This is a genomic window from Orrella dioscoreae, assembly GCF_900089455.2.
Classification (GTDB): domain Bacteria; phylum Pseudomonadota; class Gammaproteobacteria; order Burkholderiales; family Burkholderiaceae_B; genus Orrella; species Orrella dioscoreae.
The window spans coordinates 3,279,655-3,305,490 of the sequence record NZ_LT907988.1 but is presented as its reverse complement, the minus strand read 5'-3'; the positions used below and the strand labels follow the sequence as shown (position 1 = coordinate 3,305,490).

The following is a 25,836-nucleotide window of genomic DNA, read 5'->3' as shown; positions in this document are numbered from 1 at the left end:
CAGAAAGGGCGCAAATGGTCCCACGGTGGATAAGTCGAAACCGTGGGACTTTAGGGGGTAAACCGTGGGACTTTTGAAGGGAAGCGAACACGGGTTTCTGCTCCACGATCAATGACTTAGGTTGATTGTATCAATTGTATCCACGGTGTTTTTCTCTCCTATGCCCGGCTCCGAAAGGAAAACGGCTCCGCGCGGCGGTCGCCTGCCTCTTGACGCCGCCGGCCGGTCGCGGTAGGCGCGGCGGCCGTCATAGGGGAATGTTGATATGGAAGTAGGGTTATTCCGACGAAGAAAAACCCGCGCGCGGCGGGTTTGGCGGGATGCTGGCCAGCGGGTCACTGGTCGTTCGGGATCTCGCCGGGGATGAACGGGGTGGCGTACAGGCCGAGGGCTTCGAGCTGGGACAACCGGATGCCCGTCAGGCGCGCCGTGCGCTGGCCACGGATGATCTTGTCGGCGTTGTCGATCGGCTTGCCGCCGGCGGTGGCCACGACGCCCGAGGCCATGAGCTGCTGCTTGAAGATGCGGCCGGTCTTGACCGGCAGCGCGTCGAACTTCGCGCGCAGGTGCGACGACGTGGACAGGTGGTCCATGACGTGGTTCGGTCGCAGGTACAGGATGGTTTCCACGCCGGTGTCGGTCTTCACGTTGTCCCAGGCGTGGGGGTACTCGTAGCGCTTGGCTTCCAGCTCGGACAGCAGGATTTCCATGATCCACACCCAGGGCAGGCGCGTGCCATTGGTGTCGGAGATATGCACGTTCATTTCCGTCAGCAAGTCCTCGATGAAGTCGCCCTGGCCAACGTCGATGCCGGCGAACTTGGCCAGCAGCTCCCAGGCCGTCAGGATGGCCGCGTAGTTCTCCTTCATGCGGTTGGCGGTGGCGTCCCGTGGATCCGCGCGGCCGCGCTTCTGGCACACGGCCAGGTACTTGGCGTGCAGCTCGCGGATGTCGGCCGGCGCCTGGCCAGCGATGAAGCGCAGCCAGTCCCACATAGGGAACTGCGGCAGATCATGCGGCAGCATCGGGCCTTGCTTGGCCACGGCCAGCGACGTGCGGCAAATCTTGGATTGCAGGCTCTCCACGTCAACCTCTTCGCCGGCGAGCAGCACAGGCGCGCACATGAGGTACGGCGTCAGCGAGGCCCCCACGCGCGTGAACTCGAATCGGTAGGTGGATTGCAACAGGCCGTCGATGTCGGACAGCACTTGTTTCGGTAGCTTGGAGAACTCGTCCCAGCCCACTGGATGCGTGGTGTACGAGACGCTGGCCCGCCGGCGGTGGTCGGTCTTGAGCATCTGACCAGAAAGCACCTGGAACGCAAGCGAGCCCTGCATTGATTCCAGCAACTTGGACTTGCCTGACCCCTTCTCGGCCTGCATCTGCAAGTGCGGATAGAAGCCCAGCACGGCTTTCAGGTGTGCGCCCAGCGCCCACACCACACCGATGGCGGCCGCGTTGCCCTGGAACGTGGATTGATAGGCCTTGATGACGCGGGCGGCGTCGGTCTGGTGGCCACGTGGGAATGCCATGTTGTAGTACAGGCACTGCTTCTGCGGCTCGGTGAAATAGCAGTCCGCGCCTTCAAGCGCCGCCAGCTCGCCGCCGCGCCAAGCCAGGCCGACGAAATTCACGACATCCCGCGCGCCCAGGTGGGCGGTGCGTTCCAAGATGTTGACCATGCGGGCGAACTCGGCCGGCTTCCATATGTGGCCGAACTTGCCCTTCCACCATTCGAGGTTGTACAGACGGTCATCGTTCACGACTTCGCGCTGCAGGACGTTGCCATGGCGCGGAACCTGGGCGCTCACGCCGAAGACCGTTTCAGGCTGCGAGTCTGCGCCGCCGTTGATGGTGGCAAGGTGGCTTTGAATGCGAAGGCGGGAGAAGCCTGCGACACGGAACGAACATAGGTCGCCCATGGTTTCGGATCGGCTCTTGTCGCCCTCGTCGTCGGCGTCGTCTTTCCATTTTTCGACGTACTGCGTGAAGTCATCCTTCACCCGATAGCGCCAATACACGCCGAAGTCATGGCCGGGCAGGAACACGCGGCGCGCACCGTCCTGGCGCTCACCCGCGCCGGGCATACCTGGAATAAGCCACGGCTCCAATACCTTGAGCTGGCGCAGCAGCATGTCCGGCCCCTCGGCCTGCAGTACATCATTGATGTCCTGGCCTTCCTCCCAATCAAGCATGTCCACCATCATGGACCCGATGTCCATGGCGGTAAGGATTTCCGACAGCGCCCAGGCTGCGGCGAGGCCTGGCCGCAGGTTAGTACGCGGGTTCACCTTATCGTTATGGTCCAGCGCGATGATGACGCGCTTGCCGCGCAGAAATGACCAGTCGATATGATGGACGTTGCCTGTGCCGCGAATGGCAATTACAGCGGTGCCCGCAGGCAAGCCGCACGACTCCACGGAGAGGGCATTGATGGGGCTTTCGACCACGTAGACCGTATGGGCCTTGCGCAGCGCGCGCATGTCGCTGCACCAGTAGTGTCCTTGCTTGTCGCCCTGGCATTGCGTCTTCACATCCCCATTGAGCGCCGCGTCTTGATAGCGGAGGTCCACCGCCACCACGCGCATGGTGCGTTCATCCCGCACGATGAATGCGGCCGCTGGCCCGCCGTGGCCAGCAGTGCCCGGTGCCACCGTGCCGCTTGTCCACACGTTCCAGCCCAGCATGCGATTGCGGATCGCCATTTCTATGACTGCTTCCGCGATACCGCGCCCCTTGAGGTATGCCAACGCCGGCAGCGTGCTGTGCATGCTCTTGTCGGCGATATGGTCCACCATGCTCTTGCGTTCGGGCTCAGCGCGCTCCACAGGCGCTTTCTCGGGCGGGGGCATGCCAAACCATTGCCCCAGCAACTTGGCGGCCTCCATCGGGCTGTGTGCGGCTTCGGGCATGACGTACTGCACGAGGTCGATGCAGCTACCGCCTTTGCCTTCGTCGGACCAGTCCTTCCAGCCGCGTCCATTGTCGAAAATGCTTAGCGAAGCGCTTTTGTCGTCGTGGTGAGGGCTGTGATAGTTGCCCTTTGCCCCGTTGCGACGCAGCCCCATCCGCTCGGCCAGGTCGTGCAGATCGATATCGTTCTTGAGACGCGAGAACCATGCGCGCATCGCCGGATTGCTGGTGTTGTTCTGTGATGCCTGCATGTCAATTCACTTCGGTTTCGGGTGCGCGGTAGGAGGAGGGTGCCTTGACCCAGGCCAGCACGTCGCTGCCCTTGTAGCGGGTGCAGCGCGTACCAAGGCGCACGGGTTGGGGCGCAGTCTTGGCCAGGACGTAGCGCATCCATGTGGACCGCCCCACGCCAACCACTGGCGCTATCTCGGACCACGAATAGAGCGCGTCTGCGCATAACTGCTTGGGCGCGTCATTCCGCTTCATCGTGATTTCCTTTGTTCTTCACGCGTGCCGCCACCCAGCCGGCCGAGAACCCGATAATGAGCGCGGCCCAAGCCAGAACTACAAGAGTTAAATGGGGGGATTGCATTTCAATCGTCCTTGTCGCCCGCGCTGGTTCGCTTCACGTCGTGGCGCGGGGATGTTGTCGATACGGCTCGTACGGACGCAGTAGATGTGCGCGACTGCGAGCGATGAGAGGTGTGTATGGGCATGGTGGCCAGGGCCTCGGCCGTGATGGCCAGGCAGCGCGCAAGGAGCGGCGATTGCAGCGCATCGTCCAGGGTGCCGCGCAGATTGGCGGCGGCGTGCGCCTTGGACAGCTCGGCCAGGCTGGTCGAGGATGGATGGGCTTTCATCGCCGGGCCTCGCGTTACTGGAACCGCCGCAACGTCGCGGTGGCGTTGGCGATCGTGCTTTCCAGCTCGTACAGCCAGACGGGAAAGCCCAGCCCCACAGCGATGGCGCGCTCGATCTTCGCGCCCCGCGAGTCCTGCCACCCGGGCAGAAGCACCAGCGCCTCGCAGTTCACCAACGCCGGTATGTCTTGGCGCATGCAGGACAACCAGTCGGCGTCAATGTCTTTAACGATCTCGGCAGGGTTGACGACATCAAGCCCGTTGGCCCGCAGATGCGCGGCGGCAGCGTGGAAAGCGGGGTGGTTCAGGTGGGGAAGGCCTGACATGGGGCCGGCGAGATAGACCCTCATGCTGTCCCCCTGGCTGCACGTCTCGCCTGAATATCTTGGACGCGGGCGTCGATCTCTTGATCGGACGGCATGTAGTTCATGGCGCGTTCCAAGGCTGAGGCGGCGTTGCCGCAACCGTTCTCAAGCAGGAAATTGCGCAGCAGCGCCTGAACCCCGCCAGCCAAGTAGGCATAGCGGGAGATATGGCGGGCTTCTTCATCCATGCTGGCCAGTGCGTGCGAGCTGACCACAGCCTTCTGCAGGTCCTCGACCAGCTTCATAGCAGCGCATTTGCTGAGTGTGCTCATCACGCAGCCTCCGGCATGTCACGTTCGCGCATGGCGCGGCGGGTGGCGACGTGCGCCAGGCACACCGCCTCTCGCATATCGTGGGCAAGGTCGTGTTCACCATCAGCAGCGATCACGAACAGTTCGCTGCCCTGCTCGAAGTGCTGAACCAGCAAGTAGTCCAACAGTTTGCTCAGCGCAATCAGTTGCGTATCGCTCATGTGGGCTTCAAGCCGGGCCATTACGGCTATTGCGGGGCTCATAAGGATTCCTTAGGCAAAAGCGGTCCCTACCTCGCCGGAATGGCAAGGCATCGAAACCTTGAAACGGGGGAAGAAAAGAGGGGTGTTAGCTGCTGGCGAGCTGGGCGCGGTTCATCAGGAAGCGCATCAGCTCTTCCGTCGTAATGACCACGGACTTGGGATGCCCGCGCACCTGCAGGAACAGGGCAAACGTGGTGCTGCGGTCGGTGTCGATGGTCACAGGACTGGCATGCAACGCTTCCGCCACGGCCTGGGCGGAATGCGTTTCTGCAGTGTTGGGCGAGCAGTTGCAGAGCGCCTGCAGGTGGGCGGTGCAGCGCTCGGTCAGCAGCTGCATGCCACGCGTCGTAGTGGGCTTGCGGGACACGCTGATGTCATGGCGTACGAACGCCATTGCTTGATCCGAAATGAAGTCGCGCGAGAAGTCGGGCGCGGCAAAGCCGGGAACGGGGCAGTTCATAGGAGGCTCGCTTGTCGAGGGTCGGAGATTGCCGCCACCGCGATGCGCAGCGTTTCACTGAGCGGCGACAACGGCAGGTTGATACCCGGCCGGGGGATGGCCGAGGGGGAAATAGTGGCGACCACTTCGATATGCGCCTTCCAGGTGTGGCCACACGCAATGTTCTTGCACTGGAAATATGCGATGCGCATGGTGGCCGATACCGCCTCGCTGGTGCGGACGGTGGCCCAGGTGTCGCAGTGCGGGCAGCTGATGCCGAGTTTGGAACTCATTTGTCTTCCCTTGGTGACGAGCCGTACAGGTCGGCGAGGGTCACACGCTTGCCCTTCTTTTTGCCCAGCGCAACAAGGGCTTTCGCCACGTCGGTCGGAACGTTCAGGCGGCCTGTCTCGTAGTGGGAAATGTTGGACTGACCCTTGCCGACTTCACTGGCGATTTCGGCTTGCGTCAGGCCCAGGCGGATGCGGATGCGTTTGAAAGGGTTCATACGGTGAAATATTAGACCGTGTATTACATTCGGTCAATATTCGGTGTATTTGCAAATTTATTAGACGTTGTAATACCGTCACGCCCATGCCTGCCAAGCCACTCACCCAAGAGCAATTGCAAGACGCCGCCCGCCTGAAAGCGATATTCAACGCGCGTAAGAGCGAACTCGACCTTACGCAGGAAAAGCTTGCGGAGGACCTGGGCTATGCGAATCAGAGCGCAGTGGGCAACTACTTCAACGGCAAGGCTCCGATGGGTGTGGAGGTCGCTATAGCGTTCGCCAGTCGGCTCGGTTGTCGGGTGTCGGACTTCAGCGAAGCGCTGCAGGCTCGCATAGACAACATCGCTGTTCACAGGTCTGAGGTTGGGCGCATGCCGGTGTCAGCGCCTGTTTCTTCTCAGCGCGAAGAATGGCCGTTCTCAGTCTCTCGCCAGTTGTACGACGCGCTGCCGGCGAAGGAAAAGAAGCGTCTTGACATGATGGTCCGCAGCTTTATCGATGGCTTTGGACTGGAAAAAAAACGAGGACATGCAGCCGCATGAAGAAGAGCCTGAGCCCGTCGCGCTCTACCGCGCTGTGGGCAACGTTCTGTTCATCCGGCGGTGGGAAAAAAATTTCCCTTTCACGTAACCGGAGGTATCTAAAAAAGACGTATTGTTATTCGATTCCGTCAGCGTCGCCATCGTCGTCAGCATCGCCTTCTTCATCATCTGCAGCATCTGTGTCTTCCGGCTCGCGTGGCTCGGCGTCTTCGCCCGCGTCGGCAGTCTCGCCTTCAATGCTGGTCGTCAGGCCGTTGTCGCCGAGCTTATGCACCAGGCGCTTGATGAGCCACACATAGCCGTCGAGCGGCTTCTTCAGGTCGGGCACCTGCAGGCGTCCTTGCGGTGACAGATCGGGCCTGCCGAACACCAGTTCCATGTCGAAGGTGGCCGCGCCGCGCTGGATGCGTTCCCACTCGGCACGCGCGGCGTCCATGGCGTCCTTCTCGCTGCCGTACAGGCTTTTCAGGCGCTTCGCTCTGCCCTTGGCACCCAGCACCACGGTGCGGCGCTTCGTCTCGCCCTTGCCCTGCCATTGCGCCGACACGCCGGTGTAGGAGTTCCGGTCGGCCATCTGGAAGCGCGCGTTGTCGCCAGCATTGGCGTGCAGCGCGATGACCGTCAGGGGCGTGTCCTGGCCGCTGGCTGTCTCGCCGCGCGCCACGGGCAGGAACAGCAGCCGGCCATCCTTCACGGTGGCCACCGCGTCGTAGCGCTTGCCGATGCGGTTCAGAAACGCCACGTCGCTTTCGTTGGTCTGGTCGATGTGCGCGATTTTTTCGTTGGCGAAGGCGCGGCCGACGACGGGCTGCAGGCCGTGGTCTTTCGCCACCGTGGCCACGATGTGGCCGATGGCCTTGCCGTGAAAGCTGCGCTCATTGCGCGTGCGCAGCGGGCTCGTCAGGTCGGCGCTGCGAGCGCGCAGCGTGATGCGCCCGGGCGAGTATTGGTACTGCACCTCGTCCACCGTGAAAGTGCCTTTGTCGACCAGCGCCTGTCCCTTCCAGCCCAGGGCCACGCGCAGCACGACGCCGCGCGCGGGCAGCTCCATGGCGCCATCGTGGTCATCGATGTCTATGTCGAGCTGGTCGGCCTCTTCACCGCGTGCCTCGGTGATGGACAGCGATATGAGGCGCGGCTTGATGTTGCCTGTGATATCGCGCCCGTCGAGCGTGACGCGATAGGCGGGGATGCGGTGGGCTTCGGTCATGCCACCGCCCAATCGTCCGCGGCCTCGGGCTGCGTGCCGGGTACGTCCAGCTCGGCCATCTCGGTGCGGTCGGCTTGATCGTCCACGCACTGCAGCGTGAGCGTGAATTCGTACCGCTGCGGCGTGCCGTTGGCCAGGAACTGCGATTGCCCTTCGTCCATCGATTCGATGATGTACGCGCCGTACACGTTGCCCGCGCCGTCCACCAGGGCATAGCCCAAGCCGGTGTTGCCCATGCGGCGCAGCATCTCCATGGCGTCCGCCTTGCCCGCGATCTGCGGCAACAGCACGCCGGACAGGGTGATGGTGTCCTCGCCGGGGCCGACGTATTGACGCGCGGGGCGCGCGCCCATGCGGCTGTTGCTGGCGTGCCGCCAGTCGGTGCGGCGCTTCAGCTCGCTGTAGGAAGCCGTCGTCAGGCCGAACACGAAATTGCCCAGGCCCATCATCTTGTCTGCGGCCATGTCGGTTTCTCCTAGTCGTAGTCACGCAGGGAAGAGCGCACGCGCGCCGACTTCTCTGCATCGCGCTGGCGTAGCGCGTCGGCCACCGCACGGGCGATAGCCTGCGGGTCGCCCTGCGTGACGTTGATGTTGATGGTGATGTTGTCGCCCTGCACCGTGATGGTGGGGCTCGATGTCGGCGCGGCCATCGGCGGGCGCATGTCGAAGCGCGATTCAGGCGCGGCGCTGTACAGCGTTGTATCCACGCCGGACATCGCCGGCAGCGCGCCCATGGGGCCGTCAGCGACCGCCAGCGGGGTAGCCCCCAGGGCCACCGACGTGGCGAGCGCCTGGGCCGCTTTGATGGCTGCTGGCTGCTGGTTCTTGATGCCCAGGGCGGTGCCCTCGGAGACATACCCGCCCATCTCCATCATGACGCGGCTGGGCGAGCGGATGCCGAGCTTTTCCTTAAACCAGCCCACCACGTTGCTGCCGAGCGTGGATATCGTCTCCTGGATCGCCGTACCCATGCTGGTGATGCCGCCGATCAGGCCTTGCACCAGCATGCCGCCGAACTCGGAAAACTTCGCCGGCATCTCGATGCCGAGCGCGGCCAGGCCCGCCGTGATCGCCTTGTAGACCAGCGCGAGCGGATGCCACTCTTCCAGCAGCGCGCCGATGTTCGTGATGCCGCCGGAGAAGGCCTCTTTCACCCGATCCCACAGGCCCGTGAAAAATTCCGTGATGGGCTCCCAATACGTGTAGATCGCAAACGCGGCCAGGCCGATAGCCGTCACGGCCAGGCCGATAGGGTTCATGAGGAAGAGGCGACCGACCCACTTGATGAGCGTGCCCAGGAAGCGAATGGGCGCGGTGAGCAAGCCGAAGGCCTTGGCGACCAGCGGCATGCGCGCGCCGAACAACGTCATGCCATAGCGCACCACGGCAAACGGGCCGATGAGGGTGGCCAGCGCCAGGGTGAGGCCGCCCATGGCTGCCATCACGACGGCGACGGCCGCCGCGACGCGCACGATGGCGCTGGTGAGCGCGGGATTCTCGCGGGTCCACTTGGCGATGCTGTTGATGACGCCGGTAATGTCGCGCACCAGGCCGCGCAGCGCGCCGTCCTCGCCTTCCTGGATGCCGATGCCCAGGTCTTCCCAAGCCGACTTCATTTCGTCCAAGTCGCCCTTGAGGTTGTCGGCCATGACGCCGGCCGTCTTGCCGGCCTCGCCCTGGGCCTGGCGCAGAGTGCCGATGAGCTTCTGCAGCTCGCCGCTGCCGGCCTGGCCGACCAGCACCTGCAGCGCGGAGAAGGCTTCTTCGCCCGCGATGGCCTTGAAGAAGCCCGCGCGCTTGGCATTGCCCATCTTGGCGGTCTTCTTGTCCAGCTCTTCCAGGATCGCGGGTAGATCCCGGAGTTGGCCTTTCGCATCCTTGGTGCGGATGCCCAGCTTACGCAGGGCGTCGGCGGCCATCTTGGGCGGCGCGGCCAGACGGCTGATGACGGCGCGCAGCGCGGTGCCGCCCATGCTGCCCTGAATGCCGGCGTCGCCCAGCTTGCCCGCCATCGCGGACACGGTTTCCAGGTCCTGGCCGAGCCCGGCGGCCACGGGCGCGACGTATTTCATCGTGTCGCCCAGGCCGTCCATGGTCGTGTTGGAGCGCGTGAATACCGCCACCATCACATCGGAAATGCGGCCCATCTGGTCCGCCTGCAGGCCGAAGCCGGTCAGGATGTTGGACGAGATGTCGGCGGTGCGGGCCAGCTCGGTGCCGCCGGCCTTGGCCAGCGACAGCAGGCCGGGCATGCTGGCCAGGATGGCGTCCGGGCTGAAGCCCGCCATGGCGAAGAAGCCCTGCGCGTCTGCGGCCTCGCCGGCGGTGTACTGCGTCGATGCGCCCAGCTCGCGCGCCTGGGTGCGCAGCGCCTGCTGCTGCGGGCTGTCCTTGTCGAGCCGGGCCAGCGCCTGCACGCGGCTCATGCTGGCGTCGAAGTCCAGGCCTGGCGCCATGAATCGCGCGCCCAGGTAGATGCCTGCGCCGCCCATGGCCAGCGCGCCCGCGCCGCCGCCGGCCATCGCGCCGGCTGCGCTGCGCGTGCGTTCGTATTTGTCCTTGGCGGTGGCGAGGCGCTGCTGCGCCGCTGCGGCCGCGCGCAGGCGTTCCGTCTGCTTGGTCAGCGCGGCATTCGTCTGGGTGATGCGGTCGCGCAGCTGGCGTTCATGGCGTCCCAGGTTGCTGGTGGACACGCCGGCGGCCGTCAGCGAGTTGCGCACGCGCTGCAGCTCGACGGCCGGCTGCTGGGTGGAGGTCTTCAGGCGACCCGCCGCGCGCACCGCCGTGTCGTATTCCTGGCGTAGCTTGCGGGTGGGGTTCTCGGTGGCCTTCAGCTCGCGGGCGAGCTGGGCGACGCGGGCCTGCGTGGCGGTCAGGTTGCTGCGACTCTCGGCCAGGTTGCGGGCGAGGGTGGGGAAGCCCTGCGCCTGGCGCTGCGTGGCTTCCAGCGCCTTCAGGTTGTTGCGCAGCGCGTTGATGTCCTTGGCGGACGCCGTGCCGCTGCGGCCGATTTTGGTCAAAGGCCCTGACAGCTTGTCGCGCAGTGCTGCGAGGACGCGGAGCTGTAGGGCTTTGTCCATGTGCGGTTACTCCGGTTGGTGCCGAACGCGCGCCCTCTCGCGCCATTCGGCCAGTTCATCGATGTGCATGGCGTCCATCGTGGCGGGCGGCCAGTGAAAGACCATTGCGATGTCCGCCATCGCGTCTTCTACGCGCCCAGGAATCCCAGGTCGTTCAGTCCCTTCTTCTGGACGAAAAAACTGCCCAGCGTCGCTCCCACGGCCAGCAGGTCGGCGGGATCCAGGTTGGCGACTTCCTGGGGCGTCAGGATGGGCTCGCACACGCGCGGGATGATGGCCTGCAGGGCGGCGACATCGAGGTTCACCAGCGCGATGAGGCTCACGCCGCGCAGCGCGCCGCTGGTGGGCTTGCGGATGGCCAGCTGCTCGAAGCGCTGTTCGCCGCGCACGATGGGGACATCCAGGTCCACCATGCGCGTGCTGGCGTTGAGAACGGACACGGTGCTGGTGGTGGCTGCGGTGTCGGCGGTATCGGTCTTGGGGGGCATGGTTGCTCCTGAAAGGGGAAAGGGGTTACAGCAGGCCCAGGGCCATGCGGATGCCTTCGTTGATGTCGTTGCCGTCCACCTTGTAGACCGCGTTCATGATGTCGATTTCCAGGACCGTGATGCCGTTGAACGTCTCCTTGTAGTAAACGCACTCGGTCGTGATGTTCCACTCGGTGTCTTCGCCGGCCTTGGCTTCGCCGCGGTCGATTTCGGAATGGCGGCCACGCAGCACGATTTCCACGTTGTCAACGCTGTTGGTCGCGTCGTTCTGGTAGGCCTGCGCGAAGCGGAGCTGAGTCGCGTCCAGGGTTCGCGCACCGAACTGCGCGAGGACCTGGCGCACGTAACCGCCAATCTTCCACTGCGCTTGCATGGCGTCGTCGTCCATGCCGAAGTCGACTTTGGCCGCCCCGATCATGCCGCCGCCACGCCACGCTTCCGTCTTGCGTGCGAGCGATGGCGGCGTGAACGACGACACCACGCCCAGGTAACTGCTGCCGTTGTTGTAGAGGTTGAGGTTTTTGAGCTTGGAAGGCATGCCCATGGCGGTTTGCTCCGGTATTCAGTGTGAGAGGTAGCGAGCGCGCCGCACACGCGGCGCAGCCCGGTCAGCCGTTGATGCGGGACGAGAAGTCCAGCAGGTAGCGGTCGGTGATGTGCTGGAGGAAGGTCAGGTCTTCCAGCGGCGGCACCGGCGTGTAGTCGTAGTCGATGAAGGCCTTGCCGGACTTCAACGATTCCTTGGTGTTGGGCTCGTCGTCGTACCAGCATTCGCCGCCAAGGATGTAGCCCAGGGAGGTGAGCTGGCGGAACTTCGCGTTGATGCCTTCGATGATGTCGCGCACCAGGCCGGGCGAAAGCGGTTGATCGACGGCCCAGAAATGCGCTTCCGCCATCGTGTCCGCGATCACTTGTGCGGTGCGGGTGTAGTTCTCGAACGGGAAGAGGCTGGCCGGACCCATGCAGGTGCGCGAGCCCCAGAAGCGGAAGCCCTCGCGGTTGATGAGCGTGGTGATGTCCTTCTCGTTCAGGTAGCCTGCATCCGTGGCGGGCTCTTGCAGGTCCCAATACACATCGCGGGAAATGCCAGTTGCGCCGTTGACCACGACATTGGAGAGGGTCTTGTGCCAGCCCGTCTCCCGGTCGATCTTGGCGCGCAAGCCCAGGGCCACGGCGACCGCGCTCAGATCGGCTTCGGCGTTGGTGCGACGGTCCCAGCCCCGGAAGTCCGGCCACATCAGCATCAGCTCGCGCTGGCCGAAGTCGGTGCGGTATGCGGCGGCGTCTTCTTTCGTGTCGCCGTGGCAGGTCGCATAGGCGAAGCCGCGCAGCTTCTGCGCCACGCTGACCATGGCATTGGTCACGGGCTGGCTGTCCAGGCCGGGCGCGCCGATGATGCGGGGTGTCACCAGCGGGCCGCTGGTCTTCGCCGCAAGCAGCGCTTGCAGGCCGGTATAGCGGCCATTGCTTTCGACGCCGCCGATGACATTGCTGGTGGTCTCCGCCTCGTTGGCGCCCTTGGGCACGCGCACGATGACCGTGGCGGGGTTGGTCTGGCTGGCGATGGCCTCCAGCGTGCGCGCCAGCGTGCCGGTGTCGCCTGCCTTGCCGGCGGCGGCCATGATGTTCGTGGCCAGGACAGGGCGGTTCAGGGGGAAGACCGTTTCGTCGGCGTCGTCAGCGATAGCGACGAAACCCACCACGGCGGTGGAGACAGTGCGGATGGGGCGCGTACCGTCGTTGACTTCGACGACGCGGACCCCGTGATGGTATTGATCGGTTGCCATGTGGAACCCTCGCGGTGGGTGTTGGAAGATGCAGATCAGTTTGAGGTTTCGCGCGCGCGCGGGCACGTCGTTGCGGTTGTCGTGGCGAGCACAACAAAAAGCCCGCGCGAGGCGGGCTAAGGAATGCTTAGGGCGTTGGCATCATGCCGGCGGCGTGGGCCATCCAATGGTGCGGGGATAACCGTCCTGCTGCTCGATGCGGTTCAGCTCGACCCTGTAGCGTTTCCAGGCCAGCAACTTCGCCGTCTCCTCCTCCGTGGCCGTGCCTAGGTCCACCGCATCCTGCAACGGCGCGATGCGAAGAGCGGCGTCGGCAAGGAGTGCCTGACGGTCAGCGTCGGCCACCATTGCGAGGCTGTCATTGGAAGGAGGCGGAAGCGGCACTTTGGTGATTCTGCCGTCCGCGCCCAGCATCCAGGTTCCGTCAGTTTCGGCGATGGTCTGCCGGAAAAGTTCGTCGGCTACCTCCACGGCATGGGGCGGCACGGCCTCTCCGTGAATGGCGGTGGTGTATCGGCCGCATAGACGGCCGCTGGCGTCGAATTCGATATAAAACATTTGAAAGTTCTCCTATGTCTAGACGCCGAGCGAGCGCCACCAGACGGTTGCGTGACCCGCTTGATTGCTGAGAACCACGTCCGCCCAGGCAAGCGAGAATTCAGGCCAGCCGGCAAATCGGTCGGCATACCCGGAAGTCGTGCCGGCGGGGTTGACCAGTTGGAAATTGAGTAGCGCGTTCGGGTGGGTAATGGGGAACGTGACGCGTGAACGCGTGCCCGGGACGACGTCGATGCGGCCCCATTGCTCGATCAGCCCGCTTGGATACCGGAAAAACCCCTGGGGGCCCGCGTTCAAGTTCGGACCCATGAAGGCCGCCTTCAGCATGGCAGGTGTCAAGAATCGGTCGTTACGGGTCATGGCCTGGGCCTCGGCTTCGGTAGCGATGCCGCCCAATTCATTGAGCAATTGGGCCATGGTGCGCCGGACCAGCGTATTACCTGCGCCGCCCATCAGCACTTCCCCGGCTGCAATTTCTGCTACGCCGGTGCCGCCACGGGGCACAGTGAGTACGCCGGTCGTCGCCTTGCTCACATCGATGGCAGACACTTCCAGGTCGAGGTCCGCGCGTCCGTCGAACATCTTCGCGCTAGCCGTCACGCCGCCGCTGATTCCAATGCGGCGGGCGGTTTCCAGCTTGACGGCCGCCACGGCAGTGCCGTCCTTGTCCAGCTTCCTGGCCAGGCCGGCGTCCACGTAGCTGCGCGGTGCCAGCACGACGCTGGGATCAATGCGCAGCTCGAAGTTAGCCGGGCTGCCCACCGCCATCACCATGCGGATGACCTGAGTGCGCGCGCTGCCTTCGCTCAACTGCGGCTTGTAGGTGGGCGGGCAGTTGGCGACATAGAACAGGTCGCCGTCGCTGTCATAGAGGCCCAGGCCTCGGATGTACTGCCCGCCGACACTCTCTGGGATGATCTGTTCGGCGACGAGATAGGCCGGGTTCTGCGGATCGATGGACAGCTGATTGAGCGGTGCGCGCCGCCATTCGCCAATCAGGCCATTGACGAGCTGGGGCGGCGTGAGGTCCGCGCCATTGCCGTGGCACACGGCCATATGGGTCAGCAGGATAGGGATGCCCAGCGCTTTGGCATTGGCTTCCTTCGCGGCCCCGATAGGGGTAAGCAGTCCGTAATAGCTCATTGGGGATATACCGTGATGGTGTCGATGGTGTGGTGAGTCGCGGCCGCTTTCGCGGACACGGTGATTTCGATGGGGCCAGGCTGGTAGGGGTAGACGGTCATCTCGTCGCCGTCGTAGCTGGCCACCGCCACGCGGCGGTCGGCGCGCGCTTCCATGTGGACTTCCAGGCCCGTGCGGTGGATGCTCAGGCGCCACGCGTCATCAATGAGGCGCACCAGCTCGGCATACATCGCATCGGTGATGCCGTGTTCCAGCACGCCAATGGCCACGCGTGCCGTGCCCCGTGGGCCGGGCGGGGTCGTTTCCCACCACTCGATCACGTCCAGCAGGTAGCCCAGCGGCTCCACGGCGCGACGCACCGCGCCCACGGTGCCCTTGAGCTGGTGGACGCGGTGCGAGTCGGCCAGCACCTTGCGCTTGGTGGCCTCGGGCCAGCTGTCATCCCAGCGGTCCACGGATCGTTCCCAGGCCAGCCAGGGCATGAGGTGGGCGGGCACAGTCGCGGCGCGTCGCACGTCGCGCACCGGGATAGGCACGTCCTCGATGTCGGCCATGGCGACCGACAGATTGCGCTCCAGCGCGGTCGAGCCGGGCGGCAGGAGTGTGCGGCGGTCAGGCATCGGGCGTGGGCTCCACGTCGCGCACTTCCAGCGTGATGCCCGTGCAGGTGCCGGCCTGCGTCTTGCTCAGCACGAGGTTTTCGGCAGGCTCCTGCAGGTCCAGGTGATTGATGCCCTCGACGTGCAGCGCGGCATTGATGGCCGAGCGCCACACGGATACGCCCTGGCGGCGGTCGCGGTAGACGTACAGCTCGCAGGCGCGGCGCGCGGCGGCAAGGGCTTGCTCACGGCCCGGGCCCTGGCCCTTCATGTACAGGACCGCCCGCACCTCGTAGGGCTCGATCTGCGAGGCCTGCACCGTCACCCGATCGCCGAGAGGGCGTACGTCTTCCTCGCTCAGCGCCAGGCGCACGGCCTGCAGCAGCTCGCCGGCGGCCGTGCCGTCGCCGTCGCGCGAGAGAACCGACACCAGGATGTCGCAGGGCTCGGGGCTTATCGCGCTGGCATCGGCAATGCGACCGTGTGCGGATCGCGCGTGGAACTCGTAGGCCTGGCGCGGCCCGGCGGTGGACAGGCCTTCCCACGCTTCCTGTGCGCGCAGCATCAGGCTGTGGTCGTCTTCCATGACGGCCGGCGTCGGTGGTGTGGTGCTGGTGTCCTCGGGCGTGATGACCAGGCGCGCGACGTGGTACTCAGCCGCGATGTTTTCCAGGTCCTTGCCGCGTGCGTGTGCCAGCAGCACCGCGCGCACGGCTTCATTGACGCGCTGGCGCAGCATCAGCTCGCGCTCGGCGTTCTCCTGCAGCAGGATCGTCATGGGCTCGGATTCGAGCGCCAGGGTGCGGCGCACGGCGTCTTGATCCTCCGACGCAAAGAGCGCGATCGCACGCGCCTGGCGCTGCTGCAGAATCTCTTCGTAGTCCAGCAGCTCCACCGCGTCGGGCGGCGGCAACTGCGACAGGTCAATGGTGGTTGACGTGGCCATGTCAGTAGCTCAGGGGAACGGTGGTGGTGAACGGCTGGGAGGACAGGCCCGCGATGCGCTCACCGTAGACGTACAGCGTGGCGCGCCCCGCGCGGGCGCTGTCGATGTCCAGCACGACGCGGCGGACCTTGATACGCGGCTCCCAGCGCATGAGGGCGGTGGCGGCGGCGGTGTACAGCTGCAGGATGGCCACGCCGTTCAGCGGGGCGTCGATGAGGTCAGCGGCGCGCGCCCCGAACGCCCGGCGACGCAGGCGCGTACCGATGGCCGTGCCCAACACCTTGCCCACTGATTGCGACAGGTGGTCCACGTCGGTGAGGCGGCGGCCGCTGGCGGCGTCCATGCCGAGATAGGCGGGCATCAGTTCGGCCCCTGGGTGTTGTCGCCGCCGCCCTGCACACCGCCATGCGTGTGCGTGTGCAGCACGACGCCGTTGCTGGATAGCTTGCCGGTGTGGTGCGTGATGTCGCCCGTGATGGCGGTGCTGTTGCCCTTGCCGTTGGTGCCGCTCATGCCGGCCTGATAGCTCAGCAGGTCCGTCACCGTGGCGCGGCCATCCAGCAGGATGTCCGGGGCCTTGAGGGTGATGCGCTCGCTGGCTTCGACGTTGCAGGTCTTGATGCCGGTGGCCTGCAGGTGGCCGCTGGTGTGGTCATAGCTGATACGTGCGCCATCGGGGAACTGGCGCACATGCTCATCCGCGCTGGTGGACGGCGGGCGGATCGTGCTGGAGTAGATCCCGCGCAGAAACACGCCTTGCTCGGGCTCGCCGCCAGGGCTGAAGATGATTCCTTGCTCGCCGATGGTGGGCGCGCTCCACGTCGTTGTCTCGCCCGCGCGGTTTTCAACCCACGGCATCCAGTCCGATTCCATCGCGCCCGACGACACGCGCACGCACGGCGGCGTGGCGGTCAGGTCCACCGCCATGACGGTGCCGCGTCGGATCAGGTTGGCGATGAGCCGGTGGAGGTCTTCGGTATCCATGCCGCCCATCTTGAAGGGCGGGCCTCGCGCGCGCACGTATCCGCGCTTGTGTTGCGCGGCTCTACAGCCCTTCGCCGCTCAGGTGGTGGGCGTAGGCATCCAGGATCAGCGCGCGGTCTTGACGTGAGAAACCCAGCAGCTGGCGTACCGCGTACCGCACTGCGCGGGTGTTGGGACGGGGCTTGTCCTGCAGGCCCAATTGGTGGACGCGGGCCACGCGGGCAGACGCTGCGGTGAATGCAACGACCGCGGAATCCCCATAGCCCTGGGCCCGCAAGTGCCGGGCCTGGCGCAGCTTCGTGAACATCTTGCGGCGGATGGTGCCTTTCTTGCCGCGCAGGTTCTTGGCGCGGCGCGGCTCGTAGGGCGAGCCGTCAGGGTTGCGCTGCGAGGCAATGCGGTTGACCTGGCTGGCGCGCAGCTCTTGGGCAACACGTTTGTTCAGGCGGCTGCGCTGGGCTGGGGCCAGGCGCGCCATGAGCGCGGCCGCCCATTCCTGGATGTCCTCGAAGCCGTCAGCGGTCACGGCCATTGATCGGCTTCGCCCAGCTCGGGATGCGGCGGTTCGCCGGGATAGTCGGTGTGCAGCGTGCCGTCGTCGGCCTTGGTCACAATCGCGCGCTCAGTGAGCTGCAGCTTGATTTCCACATCTGCCGTGGACTCGCTCAGCAGCTCCACCTCGATGGCAAACATGCGCTCGCGCAGGTCCTTGTTCTCGAACTGCTCGGGCTGGGAGAGGCGCAGCCAGGCCAGCAGCGGGACGACGAGGTTGTGCAGGTCGCCGGAATAGTCCTGGACGATGATGGTCAGGGTGTACCGGTACTCATGGGAAAGGGACACGCGGCCATCACAATGCACTGTGCCTTCATCCACGAACACCGATAGCTTGGTGGGGTCGGCGGCGAACGCAGGGCAGGCCTGGCGCAGCATATTGCGGACCTCGATGGGCTTCTTCATGGCTGGGGTACCTGGCCAGCGGTCAGCGAGTCGGCACCGCGCTCACAGGTCATTCCATAGATGCGGGCTCGGTCAGCTTCCGCAGCGTAGATGCCCGCCATTTCGTCAAGTTCTCCAAGCAGGACGGCAAGCATGCCGATGGCGTCGGCTGCTGGCGCGCCTGGCTGGGCAGGGGCGGAATTGCTGCGGGCTCGATGGCGGGCGGCGTAGTCGGCAAGGGCGTCGCGCAGGCGCACAGCGCCAGCATCACGCTCACGCTGCACAGCAGCCGCCAGGGCAAGGTCTGCTTCATGTCGTAGGGTCTCCATCGCGGCAAAGCGCCGCTTCTCTTCAACGCGTTCGCGCCGCTGCGCGGACTCGGCGGCAGCGGCATGCACGGCGAGGGTGAGGGCATGCAGCCGTTGTTCTTCGGCCAGCGCCTCGCCCATGCGCCAGCCCTGCACCGTCCAGGCCAGGTATGCCGCCAGCAGCACGGCAGCGGCCAGGGCGATGAGCTGCGTGCGGCGGGTAATCATTGGAGGCCTCGCAGGCACATGCTCCGGCGCGACAGGGCGCGGTTGTACAGGCCGCGATAGAAGGTCGTGCCGACGTAGGACCAGACCGGGCGACCGCTCGGGGCATGCGCCAGCGCATCGCAGCCAGCGCGAACCTGGCCAGCGTTGATGAGGCCCACGGCGCGGCTGGCGCAGACGCTGGGATTGCCGAAGTGGTGGCCGAAGTCAGAGAGCGCGTCGAAGATAGGCTGCGTGATGTACACGTTCAGGCACTCGGCCAGCTCCAACTGCCCGTGCTCCACGACCATCTTTTCCACCCAGGCACAGCGCTCGTCAGACCAGTAGTCGCCGACGATGACGGGGTCCGGGCTTGTCCACTTGGTGATGCCCTTGCAGACGGTCGGCAGGCCGCCCGCCAGCTTGTCGGCATAGACGACGTTCTGCCCCTCGCCCTCCCAGCGGCCGAGATGCGATTGCAGTTCGTCGCTGTTGAGCGTGAGCGCGCCGGCAGTGATGAGACCCAGCACGCCGCCGATGATCTTCTGTCCCAGCTTCATGCTTCTTCCCCTTCGCGCTTGCCGCGCAGGCGTCGCCACAGCTTGGGCAGTTCCTGGCTGTAGCGGATGCACAGGAGGCCGATTTGCAGCACGAAATAGAGGGCCGTGAGCGCGGCAACGAGCTGGGTAAGGGTCAGCCCCCACACCATCGGCCCATCGTGCGTAGGCAGGCCCGCCAGGTGCGTCTGCGCCGAGGCGGTGGGCAGGGATGCCGCGCCCGCGCCTGCCACGGTGTTCAGCACCAGCGCCTTGCCAGCGCTGCGCATGCCGGGCGGCAGGGATTCCAGCAGGCCGGGGGTTTTGTCGAGATCGGGCGGCATGTCTCAGTCCCACAGGTTGACGGTCGGGGCCGTCGTCGGTTCGGTAGTCGGCTCGGGCAGCTCCACCAGCGTGCCGCTGGGCAGGATGGGGCCGATGTCAGCCAAGCCGGGATTCATTTCAAGGGCGCGCTCCACCACGCCGCGCGTGGTGCGCAGGACACGCCAGCACAGGGCGTCCAGCGTCTCGCCTTGGATGGAGCGCGCTTGCATCAGATCAGCTCCACCGTGGCGCGCGAGCGGCCTTTGATGCGCGAGATAGCCCACAAGGCATCGCGGCGAAGGTCGGCCGGCGCTTCTTCCAGCTGCTCGGGCTTGCGCTGGCCGGCGGCCGTCACGTCGTAGTCGCGCATGCGCTCGATGATCGACGCCTTGGCGTAGCTGTAGACCGCCTGCAGGTACGAGTGCAGCACCATCGGCTTGCCGTCTATGGCCGTGCGGCTGGGAACCAGGGCATGTGTCGTGTATCCCTTCGCACGCTGCGCATCCACCCAATCCGCCACGTCAGCGCCCACCTCGATCATCGCGGTGACGAGGGCATGGCGCAGGCGGCCGGGCGTGACGGTGCCGGTGTCCAGCCGCATCGCGGCGCGTGCGTCGGTCGGGCTCACGTCGGGCCAGAAGCCATCATTTGTGATGACGCTTTCGGCTGCTGGCTTGGGGTCGGTGGCAATGAAGCTCATGGCGGCTTGTCGGTGGCCGGCGGTGGGCGGGGCGTCCGGTAGGGCAATGCCCACCTTCAGCCCCGCGCCGCCGTGTGCGTTGGGGGCACTCGGTTATGCCTGAGGCGGCGGGTTCCTGTCCTTGGGGGGCTCGGTCGGCGTGTCGCCTTCCTTGCCACCGCTGGGCGGGGCGCTGCCTTCGGCCTTCTTGATCTTGCGTTCCAGTTGCTCGATGAGCTTCACCACGCCGACCGCGGAGTCCAGCTGCTTGGCGCGGTTCAGGTGCTGAAGCGCACCAGCCGCCATGCGCTGGGCGTCCTCGTCGGCCAGGTCGCCGGCCAGGGCGGTAAGGGTTTCGCCCATCACGCGGTGCAGCTTGGCGCGCGCCTGGTCGGGTGCGTCCTTGCCTTCCGTGAGCGCCTGGGCAAGCGTCAGCTCGCCCAGCAGTTTGGCGTCGAGCGGGACCAGCTTCTGCAGCGCAGCGTCCGAAATCTCGTCCAGCAGCAGCGTGGGCACGTCGCGGTTGTACTTGGGAGGTAGCGTCAGGCCATGGCGAAGCACATATTCCGCCAGCACCAGCGCGTCGCTGAAGTTGAGCGTGTCCAGCAGCCACACCATGATGGTGGTGACCACCTCGTCCTGACCGCCTTTGTCCGCCGTCAGAACGCTTTCGATGTAGTCGCGGTACTTGTCCAGCATCTCGCGCTTGAGGGCGATCTTGCGCTCGATGGACTGCACATCCTTGAGCGTGCGCAGGTCGTTCACCAGCGCGTGCATCATCAGCTGGTAAGGGCCGGAATCCGGGGCGGCGGCATCCACCGGCGCGGCAGCGGCGGCCATCGCCACCGCCACGCGCATTTGGTGCCGTTTGACCAGGCCGGCCATTACTCGCCACCCTCGCCAATGGGGTTGCCTTCCGCGTCCAACAGCTGGATGTTTTCCAGCAGCGCGCCGCAGCCGTAGTCCTCGATGGCGTAATCCTCGTTGGACGATTCGTAGAACTCCACGCGGTCGCGCTCGGGCGCGTCCTTGATGTGGCGGCGGCGGCTACCTTCCTGCACGTAGATGGACAGGTTGTCCAGGCGCGTGAGGAACACCGTGCCCGCCGGGAAGTAGGGCACCACGACGGCGCGCTGACCGCCCACGCGCTTCTGGCTCATGATGATGTCGGTGGCCACCTTCTCGGTGGCGGCTTCGCTGTTGTTGACCAGCGGGAAATACTTGTCGTGCAGCAGGCCGCGCCCGACGATGGCCACCAGTTCCGTGTCATCCTGGAACCAGGGTTCCAGCGCCGTGACCAGATCGAACACAGCCGCGTCGATGTTGGCGAAATCGCCGCCCTTACCAATGCGGACCTTGCTGCCCGCTGCGGCACCTTCGCGGATCACGCGCAGGGCGGCGCGCTCGCGCATCTTCTGCAGCCAACCCACGTTGACATCTTGCAGCAGCGGATTTTGCTGCAGATTGGTTTGCACGGCGGCGCTCGTACCGTTCCAGCCCACCATGATGCGGTCCAGGCCTTGGCGCTTGAGCACCGCGTCGCGGACCATGTTCTGGAAGGCCTTTTGACGTGCCCAGGCGTCCAGCTTGGCATAGCTCAGGTGCGTGTCGAAGTTCGTCTTCACGCAGTGGTAGCCGTTCGGGTCCATCGCGGTGATGTCGCGCGTCTCGCGGCTCTTGGCCGTGGTGTCGGTGCGGCTGGCCGCCGGGCCGGACACGCCCAGGCCGATTTTCTGGCCGACCTGGTCAACGACGATGGGCATGTTGATGGAGGTCAGGAACGCGGAGCTTTCCTGGATTTTCTGCTCCATCGTCTGCTGGATGGCGGGCTCGACAGAAAAGGATGTCGACGTGTCGCTCACGCGGTTGAGCTGGGCGACGCGCGCGCGGTACTGGTCGAAAAGAACGCGGGTGGGGTTACGCATGGAAATTGCTCCGGGATGTGGAATCGGGATTAGCAGTCGGTCTGAATGGCACCGCTGCCACCAGTCGCCGGCGGGCGCTGGGTGTGGTTGCGGTCGGTGGTGTCGAGCTGGTTGCGCAGCGCGTCGAACTCTTCGCGCGTGACGGCGGTTTTCTGGAACGCCGCGAACTCGTCACGCACCGTCTTGAGCTGCGCGTCCTTTTCCGTGGCGAACGTTTCCAGGGCGGTGCGCAGATCGGTGGAGAATCCGGCCAGGCCGGGGGGCAGGGCAGCGGGCGGGGAGGGCGGGGCCACGGTCGCGGTGGGTGCCGCCTGACCGCTGAAGACGCCGAATGCCTTGCTCAGCATGCCCATGAACTTGGTCGTCACTTCGTCGGGCGCGGTGGCCACCGGCTCGGCGCTGAACTCCATGACGACGGGCAGGCCGGTGCTGAAGAGGTTGTTGGGCTTCTGCTTCTTGCTCGCCAGCGGATTGGCGGTCTGGTCCTTCATGCCAGCGCAGAAGGCCAGGTACTCCGTGCCCATGCTGGCGGGCGAGTCCGTGACAGCGAGGCCAACCAAGCCGCATTTGCCGGTGTCGCCGAAGTTGGTGTCGATCTCCATCGACGTGTAGACCTTCTGGCGCGCCTTCACCATCGCAATGAGTTCCGGCGTGGGGTCGAGCTGGGCGAAGAGTTCGGCCTTGCCTTCGGCGTTGTCCACAACCTTCACCGCCACCACATCGCCGTAGGCCTTGAAAGGACTGTCCGGCAGCAGGCCGCGAATGTGTTCGAGGTTGATACGCGCGCCGTACTTCTTCGGGTCGTAGGTTTCGGCGATTTCGTGAAGCCACTTGCGTTCGATGACGCGGCCATCGGTGGTCTGGCCTTCCTGGGCAATGCGGAAATATTTCATCGGGGTATCTCGCTCGGTAGTTGGTGTGCGTGGTGGCGGTCTATGAGTGTTGCCATGGTGGCCGCTGCGCCGCCGCCGCGCCACGATGTAAGGGTGTGCATCCGCCTGCTACAAGCGCGCTCTTCACGCGCGCGCGAGGATTACCGGCAGCATGGCGTCCATGTTGCAAATCACCGAACCTCTGGACCCTCGCCGCCGCGCGCGTCACCTCTACTGGATGGGGTGGCGCGTGTCGTCCATTGCGCGCGAGCTGGGCGAGAAGCGCACGACGGTGCACAGCTGGAAGACCCGCGACAAATGGGATGAAGCGAGCGCAGCGGAGAAGATCGAAAGCAGCCTGGAAACGCGCCTGGCCACGCTCATTGCGAAGGAGAAAAAGGAAGGGATCGACTTCAAGGAGATCGATCTTCTAGGGCGCCAGCTTGAGCGCACCACACGCGTGCGGCGGTATGAAAGCGGGGGCAGGGAATCCGACCTGAACCCGAACATCGAGCGGCGCAATGCGGCTCCCAAGCAGAAGCCCGAGCGCAACGCGATCAGCGAGGAACAGGCGGCGGCGCTGCTGCTGGCCTTCGAGCGCGAAATCTTCGGCTATCAAAAGGTCTGGCATCGCAACTCGAATCAGCGCACGCGCATGATTCTGAAGTCGCGCCAGATCGGCGCGACGTGGTATTTCGCCCGTGAGGCCTTGCTCGATGCCATCGCCACCGGGCGCAATCAAATCTTCCTGTCCGCGTCGAAGGCGCAGGCGCACGTCTTCAAGCAGTACATCATCGCCTTCGCCCGCGAGCATGCCGACGTTGACCTGAAGGGCGACCCCATCGTGTTGCCCAACGGGGCGCAGCTCATTTTCCTGGGCACCAACGCGCGCACGGCGCAGGGCCACCATGGGAATTTCTATTTCGATGAATTCTTCTGGGTGCCGCGCTTCACCGAGCTGAACAAGGTCGCCAGCGCGATGGCGCTGCACAAGCAGTACCGCAAGACCTACTTCAGCACGCCGTCCGCGATGTCGCATGAGGCCTTCCCGCACTGGAACGGCGATCAGTTCAACAAGCGCCGCCCGAAGGCCGAGCGCGCGACCATCGATGTCAGCCATGCCGCGCTGAAGGACGGCATGCTGGCAGCGGATCGACGGTGGCGGCAGATCGTCACGATCCTGGACGCGGAGGCCGGCGGCTGCAACCTCTTCGACATCGATGAGCTGCGCATCGAGTACAGCCCCGACGAGTTCGCCAACCTGCTCATGTGCGAATTCATCGACGACACGGCCAGCGTGTTCCCGCTCAAGGTCATGCAGTCCTGCATGGTCGATGCCATGGTGGATTGGACCGACGTTAATTGGTTCGGCCTGCGTCGCTACGGCCATCACCCTGTCTCCATCGGTTACGACCCATCGCTGAATGGTGACTCCGCGGGCTTGGTGGTCATGGCCCTGCCGAACAAGCCGGGCGCTGCTTTCCGCGTGTTGGAGCGCTACCAGCTGCGCGGTGAAGACTTCGAGGCGCAGGCCGAGAAAATCCAGAAGCTCATGCAGGATTACAACGTCGTGGACATCGCCATCGATGCCACGGGCCTGGGGCAGGGCGTCTATCAGCTGGTGAAGAAGTTCTTCCCGCGTGTGCGCAAGATCGTCTACAGCCCGGAGGTGAAGACGCGCATGGTGCTGAAGGCGCAGGAGCTGATACGCGCCGGGCGCTTCCTCTTCGACGCCGGCATGAACGACATCGCGGCGGCGTTCATGGCGATACGCAAGACCATCACCGCCAGCGGCAACGCCATCACCTACACCGCAGGACGCGCCAAGGAAACCAGCCATGCTGACCTTGCGTGGGCCTGCATGCATTCACTGGACTATGAATCCCTGGCGGGCGAGAGCGCCGGCCGGGCTTCTATGGAGATCATTTCATGACCATGCTTGTCGATCATCGTGGCGCGCCGATGCAGGCGCACGCAGCACCCACCGGCCGCGTGACGGCGGAGGCCTTTTCGTTCGATGACGCCGAACCCGTGATGAACCGGCGCGACATCCTGGATTACCTGGAATGTCTGGACAATGGCCGGTGGTATGAGCCGCCTATCAGCTTTGAAGGCCTGGCCAAGTCCTTCCGCGCCAGTACGCACCACAGCAGCGCGATTTACTTCAAGGCTGGCGTGCTGGCCAGCACCTACATTCCGCACCCGCTGTTGCCCGTGGCCACGGTGAAGGAGCTGGCCGTCAACTTCCTGACGTTCGGCAACGCCTACATCGAGCGGCGCACCAGCCGGACGGGCAGGGTCTTGTCGTTGCGCCATTCGCTGGCGAAGTTCACGCGGCCAGGCGTCAAGCCGGGCACCTACTTCTTCGTGCCGCAGTCACGCATAGAGCATGAGTTCGAACCGGATAGCGTCTGGCACTTGCGCGAGGCCGATATCAATCAGGAGGTGTACGGCCTGCCGGAATATCTCAGCACGCTGCAAAGCGCCTGGCTTAACGAGTCGGCCACGCTGTTCCGGCGGCGCTACTACAACAACGGCAGTCACGCCGGATTCATTCTGTACCTGTCCGACACGCAGACCAACGTGGAGGACGTGGACAAAATCCGCGACGCGATGCGCAGCGCGAAGGGACCGGGCAATTTCCGCAACCTGTTCCTGCACTCGCCTGGCGGCGGGAAGGATGGCGTGCAGGTGATCCCGCTCAGCGAGGTGGCCGCCAAAGACGAGTTTTTCAGCATCAAGAATGTGACGCGTGACGACGTGCTGGCCGCGCATCGCGTGCCGCCGCAGCTCATGGGCATTGTGCCAAGCAACACGGGCGGGTTCGGGGCGGTGATGCCTGCCGCCCAGGTGTTCGCGCGCAACGAGATCAAGCCGCTGCAGGACCGATTCACCGAGCTGAATGAATGGCTGGGAATGGAGGTCATGCGCTTCGAGCCGTACACCGTCGAGGTGGCCGACGTGGAAAGCCAGGGGGCTGGCACGCGACGGCAGGCGTGACGGCCGGTCCACAGTTCTGGTTAGGGTTCAAGACTGTTGACGAATACGCCGATTCGGCGCATTATGTGTTTCATGGTGATCGACGCCACACGCTGAGCCTCGGGCTGTCAG

The 25,836-nt window shown here is 64.9% G+C and carries 35 protein-coding genes; 3 read left to right on the top strand and 32 right to left on the bottom strand.

From position 1 onward, the window contains the following. Window positions 1-335 precede the first annotated feature (335 nt). The 9 genes from ODI_RS15395 to ODI_RS15355 form a co-directional block, all read right to left on the bottom strand. Window positions 336-3,128: a toprim domain-containing protein gene (locus ODI_RS15395; protein ID WP_082985348.1), complete on the bottom strand. Its 2,793-nt coding sequence runs from the start codon at window positions 3,126-3,128 to the stop codon at window positions 336-338. Between the two features lie 37 nt (window positions 3,129-3,165). Continuing rightward, window positions 3,166-3,399, bottom strand: a complete 234-nt coding sequence (locus ODI_RS15390; protein ID WP_074046810.1) for a helix-turn-helix transcriptional regulator — start codon at window positions 3,397-3,399, stop codon at window positions 3,166-3,168. A 107-nt stretch (window positions 3,400-3,506) separates the two neighbouring features. Next, entirely contained in the window at window positions 3,507-3,773 is a 267-nt protein-coding gene (locus tag ODI_RS15385) for a hypothetical protein (RefSeq protein WP_067754862.1), read from the bottom strand. A 14-nt stretch (window positions 3,774-3,787) separates the two neighbouring features. Then, the gene (locus tag ODI_RS15380) at window positions 3,788-4,123 is read right to left on the bottom strand and encodes a DUF4406 domain-containing protein (protein WP_067754865.1); all 336 of its coding nucleotides are present in this window, start codon (window positions 4,121-4,123) and stop codon (window positions 3,788-3,790) included. Then, window positions 4,120-4,410: a hypothetical protein gene (locus tag ODI_RS15375; RefSeq protein WP_067754868.1), complete on the bottom strand. Its 291-nt coding sequence runs from the start codon at window positions 4,408-4,410 to the stop codon at window positions 4,120-4,122. Before ODI_RS15375 ends, ODI_RS15380 begins: the two co-directional genes overlap by 4 nt. Beyond that, window positions 4,410-4,610, bottom strand: coding sequence for a hypothetical protein (locus ODI_RS15370; RefSeq protein ID WP_157929774.1), 201 nt, complete (start codon window positions 4,608-4,610; stop codon window positions 4,410-4,412). Before ODI_RS15370 ends, ODI_RS15375 begins: the two co-directional genes overlap by 1 nt. A gap of 127 nt (window positions 4,611-4,737) precedes the next feature. Next, complete coding sequence (locus ODI_RS15365) at window positions 4,738-5,046, bottom strand: hypothetical protein (RefSeq protein ID WP_157929773.1); 309 nt, start codon at window positions 5,044-5,046, stop codon at window positions 4,738-4,740. Window positions 5,047-5,108: 62 nt separating this feature from the next. Then, on the bottom strand, window positions 5,109-5,384 hold the full coding sequence (locus tag ODI_RS15360) for an ogr/Delta-like zinc finger family protein (protein ID WP_067754879.1): 276 nt from the start codon (window positions 5,382-5,384) through the stop codon (window positions 5,109-5,111). Beyond that, entirely contained in the window at window positions 5,381-5,599 is a 219-nt protein-coding gene (locus ODI_RS15355; protein ID WP_067754881.1) for a helix-turn-helix domain-containing protein, read from the bottom strand. Before ODI_RS15355 ends, ODI_RS15360 begins: the two co-directional genes overlap by 4 nt. An 86-nt stretch (window positions 5,600-5,685) precedes the next feature. On the opposite strand from ODI_RS15355, the gene ODI_RS15350 reads away from it, so the two are divergent. Then, window positions 5,686-6,144, top strand: a complete 459-nt coding sequence (locus ODI_RS15350; protein ID WP_067754883.1) for a helix-turn-helix domain-containing protein — start codon at window positions 5,686-5,688, stop codon at window positions 6,142-6,144. A gap of 115 nt (window positions 6,145-6,259) precedes the next feature. Here ODI_RS15350 and ODI_RS15345 read toward each other — a convergent pair whose 3' ends face one another. From ODI_RS15345 to ODI_RS15235, 23 genes are all read right to left on the bottom strand, one after another. Beyond that, window positions 6,260-7,354 (bottom strand): contractile injection system protein, VgrG/Pvc8 family, encoded by a 1,095-nt coding sequence (locus ODI_RS15345; RefSeq protein ID WP_067754884.1) that lies wholly within the window; start codon window positions 7,352-7,354, stop codon window positions 6,260-6,262. Next, window positions 7,351-7,818, bottom strand: coding sequence for a phage tail protein (locus ODI_RS15340; protein WP_231968069.1), 468 nt, complete (start codon window positions 7,816-7,818; stop codon window positions 7,351-7,353). The genes ODI_RS15345 and ODI_RS15340 overlap by 4 nt, the downstream gene beginning before the upstream one ends. Before the next feature lie 11 nt (window positions 7,819-7,829). Continuing rightward, window positions 7,830-10,436 (bottom strand): phage tail tape measure protein, encoded by a 2,607-nt coding sequence (locus tag ODI_RS15335; RefSeq protein WP_067754886.1) that lies wholly within the window; start codon window positions 10,434-10,436, stop codon window positions 7,830-7,832. Window positions 10,437-10,442: 6 nt separating this feature from the next. Then, the gene (locus tag ODI_RS15330; protein WP_074046811.1) at window positions 10,443-10,556 is read right to left on the bottom strand and encodes a GpE family phage tail protein; all 114 of its coding nucleotides are present in this window, start codon (window positions 10,554-10,556) and stop codon (window positions 10,443-10,445) included. An 8-nt stretch (window positions 10,557-10,564) separates the two neighbouring features. Then, window positions 10,565-10,924 carry a phage tail assembly protein gene (locus tag ODI_RS15325; protein WP_067754889.1) on the bottom strand — a complete coding sequence of 120 codons (360 nt, stop codon included), beginning with the start codon at window positions 10,922-10,924 and terminating at the stop codon, window positions 10,565-10,567. Window positions 10,925-10,949: 25 nt separating this feature from the next. Beyond that, a complete protein-coding gene (locus ODI_RS15320; protein ID WP_067754891.1) occupies window positions 10,950-11,468 on the bottom strand; it encodes a phage major tail tube protein in 519 nt (172 codons plus the stop codon). Window positions 11,469-11,532: 64 nt separating this feature from the next. Next, on the bottom strand, window positions 11,533-12,711 hold the full coding sequence (locus ODI_RS15315) for a phage tail sheath protein (RefSeq protein ID WP_067754894.1): 1,179 nt from the start codon (window positions 12,709-12,711) through the stop codon (window positions 11,533-11,535). Window positions 12,712-12,852: 141 nt separating this feature from the next. Further along, complete coding sequence (locus ODI_RS15310) at window positions 12,853-13,269, bottom strand: tail fiber assembly protein (RefSeq protein ID WP_067754897.1); 417 nt, start codon at window positions 13,267-13,269, stop codon at window positions 12,853-12,855. 18 nt (window positions 13,270-13,287) lie between these two features. Next, window positions 13,288-14,412 carry a phage tail protein gene (locus ODI_RS15305; protein WP_067754899.1) on the bottom strand — a complete coding sequence of 375 codons (1,125 nt, stop codon included), beginning with the start codon at window positions 14,410-14,412 and terminating at the stop codon, window positions 13,288-13,290. After that, window positions 14,409-15,032 carry a phage tail protein I gene (locus ODI_RS15300; RefSeq protein ID WP_067754902.1) on the bottom strand — a complete coding sequence of 208 codons (624 nt, stop codon included), beginning with the start codon at window positions 15,030-15,032 and terminating at the stop codon, window positions 14,409-14,411. The genes ODI_RS15305 and ODI_RS15300 overlap by 4 nt, the downstream gene beginning before the upstream one ends. Continuing rightward, window positions 15,025-15,957 (bottom strand): baseplate assembly protein, encoded by a 933-nt coding sequence (locus tag ODI_RS15295; RefSeq protein WP_067754906.1) that lies wholly within the window; start codon window positions 15,955-15,957, stop codon window positions 15,025-15,027. The genes ODI_RS15300 and ODI_RS15295 overlap by 8 nt, the downstream gene beginning before the upstream one ends. A gap of 1 nt (window position 15,958) precedes the next feature. Then, window positions 15,959-16,318, bottom strand: a complete 360-nt coding sequence (locus tag ODI_RS15290; protein WP_067754910.1) for a GPW/gp25 family protein — start codon at window positions 16,316-16,318, stop codon at window positions 15,959-15,961. Beyond that, on the bottom strand, window positions 16,318-16,941 hold the full coding sequence (locus ODI_RS15285) for a phage baseplate assembly protein V (protein WP_067754959.1): 624 nt from the start codon (window positions 16,939-16,941) through the stop codon (window positions 16,318-16,320). The genes ODI_RS15290 and ODI_RS15285 overlap by 1 nt, the downstream gene beginning before the upstream one ends. Window positions 16,942-17,002: 61 nt before the next feature. After that, the gene (locus tag ODI_RS15280; RefSeq protein WP_067754913.1) at window positions 17,003-17,473 is read right to left on the bottom strand and encodes a phage virion morphogenesis protein; all 471 of its coding nucleotides are present in this window, start codon (window positions 17,471-17,473) and stop codon (window positions 17,003-17,005) included. Further along, window positions 17,464-17,898 (bottom strand): phage tail protein, encoded by a 435-nt coding sequence (locus ODI_RS15275; RefSeq protein ID WP_067754916.1) that lies wholly within the window; start codon window positions 17,896-17,898, stop codon window positions 17,464-17,466. Before ODI_RS15275 ends, ODI_RS15280 begins: the two co-directional genes overlap by 10 nt. After that, on the bottom strand, window positions 17,895-18,413 hold the full coding sequence (locus ODI_RS15270; RefSeq protein ID WP_067754919.1) for a DUF2514 family protein: 519 nt from the start codon (window positions 18,411-18,413) through the stop codon (window positions 17,895-17,897). The genes ODI_RS15275 and ODI_RS15270 overlap by 4 nt, the downstream gene beginning before the upstream one ends. Beyond that, complete coding sequence (locus ODI_RS15265) at window positions 18,410-18,949, bottom strand: lysozyme (RefSeq protein ID WP_067754923.1); 540 nt, start codon at window positions 18,947-18,949, stop codon at window positions 18,410-18,412. The genes ODI_RS15270 and ODI_RS15265 overlap by 4 nt, the downstream gene beginning before the upstream one ends. After that, window positions 18,946-19,269 carry a hypothetical protein gene (locus ODI_RS15260; RefSeq protein WP_067754926.1) on the bottom strand — a complete coding sequence of 108 codons (324 nt, stop codon included), beginning with the start codon at window positions 19,267-19,269 and terminating at the stop codon, window positions 18,946-18,948. The genes ODI_RS15265 and ODI_RS15260 overlap by 4 nt, the downstream gene beginning before the upstream one ends. Window positions 19,270-19,272: 3 nt before the next feature. Next, window positions 19,273-19,479, bottom strand: a complete 207-nt coding sequence (locus ODI_RS15255) for a tail protein X (RefSeq protein ID WP_067754929.1) — start codon at window positions 19,477-19,479, stop codon at window positions 19,273-19,275. Continuing rightward, window positions 19,479-19,949, bottom strand: a complete 471-nt coding sequence (locus ODI_RS15250) for a head completion/stabilization protein (RefSeq protein ID WP_067754932.1) — start codon at window positions 19,947-19,949, stop codon at window positions 19,479-19,481. The genes ODI_RS15255 and ODI_RS15250 overlap by 1 nt, the downstream gene beginning before the upstream one ends. A 93-nt stretch (window positions 19,950-20,042) precedes the next feature. Next, window positions 20,043-20,813, bottom strand: a complete 771-nt coding sequence (gene gpM / locus ODI_RS15245) for a phage terminase small subunit (protein ID WP_067754936.1) — start codon at window positions 20,811-20,813, stop codon at window positions 20,043-20,045. Beyond that, window positions 20,813-21,853, bottom strand: coding sequence for a phage major capsid protein, P2 family (locus ODI_RS15240; protein WP_067754939.1), 1,041 nt, complete (start codon window positions 21,851-21,853; stop codon window positions 20,813-20,815). The genes gpM and ODI_RS15240 overlap by 1 nt, the downstream gene beginning before the upstream one ends. A 29-nt stretch (window positions 21,854-21,882) precedes the next feature. Beyond that, the gene (locus tag ODI_RS15235; RefSeq protein WP_098020919.1) at window positions 21,883-22,746 is read right to left on the bottom strand and encodes a GPO family capsid scaffolding protein; all 864 of its coding nucleotides are present in this window, start codon (window positions 22,744-22,746) and stop codon (window positions 21,883-21,885) included. Between the two features lie 160 nt (window positions 22,747-22,906). Between ODI_RS15235 and ODI_RS15230 the strand changes: the two genes are divergently transcribed. Together ODI_RS15230 and ODI_RS15225 are read left to right on the top strand one after the other, a co-directional pair. Next, window positions 22,907-24,658 carry a terminase large subunit domain-containing protein gene (locus tag ODI_RS15230; protein WP_067752585.1) on the top strand — a complete coding sequence of 584 codons (1,752 nt, stop codon included), beginning with the start codon at window positions 22,907-22,909 and terminating at the stop codon, window positions 24,656-24,658. After that, complete coding sequence (locus ODI_RS15225; protein WP_082985261.1) at window positions 24,655-25,725, top strand: phage portal protein; 1,071 nt, start codon at window positions 24,655-24,657, stop codon at window positions 25,723-25,725. The genes ODI_RS15230 and ODI_RS15225 overlap by 4 nt, the downstream gene beginning before the upstream one ends. The last annotated feature ends 111 nt before the right edge of the window (window positions 25,726-25,836 follow it).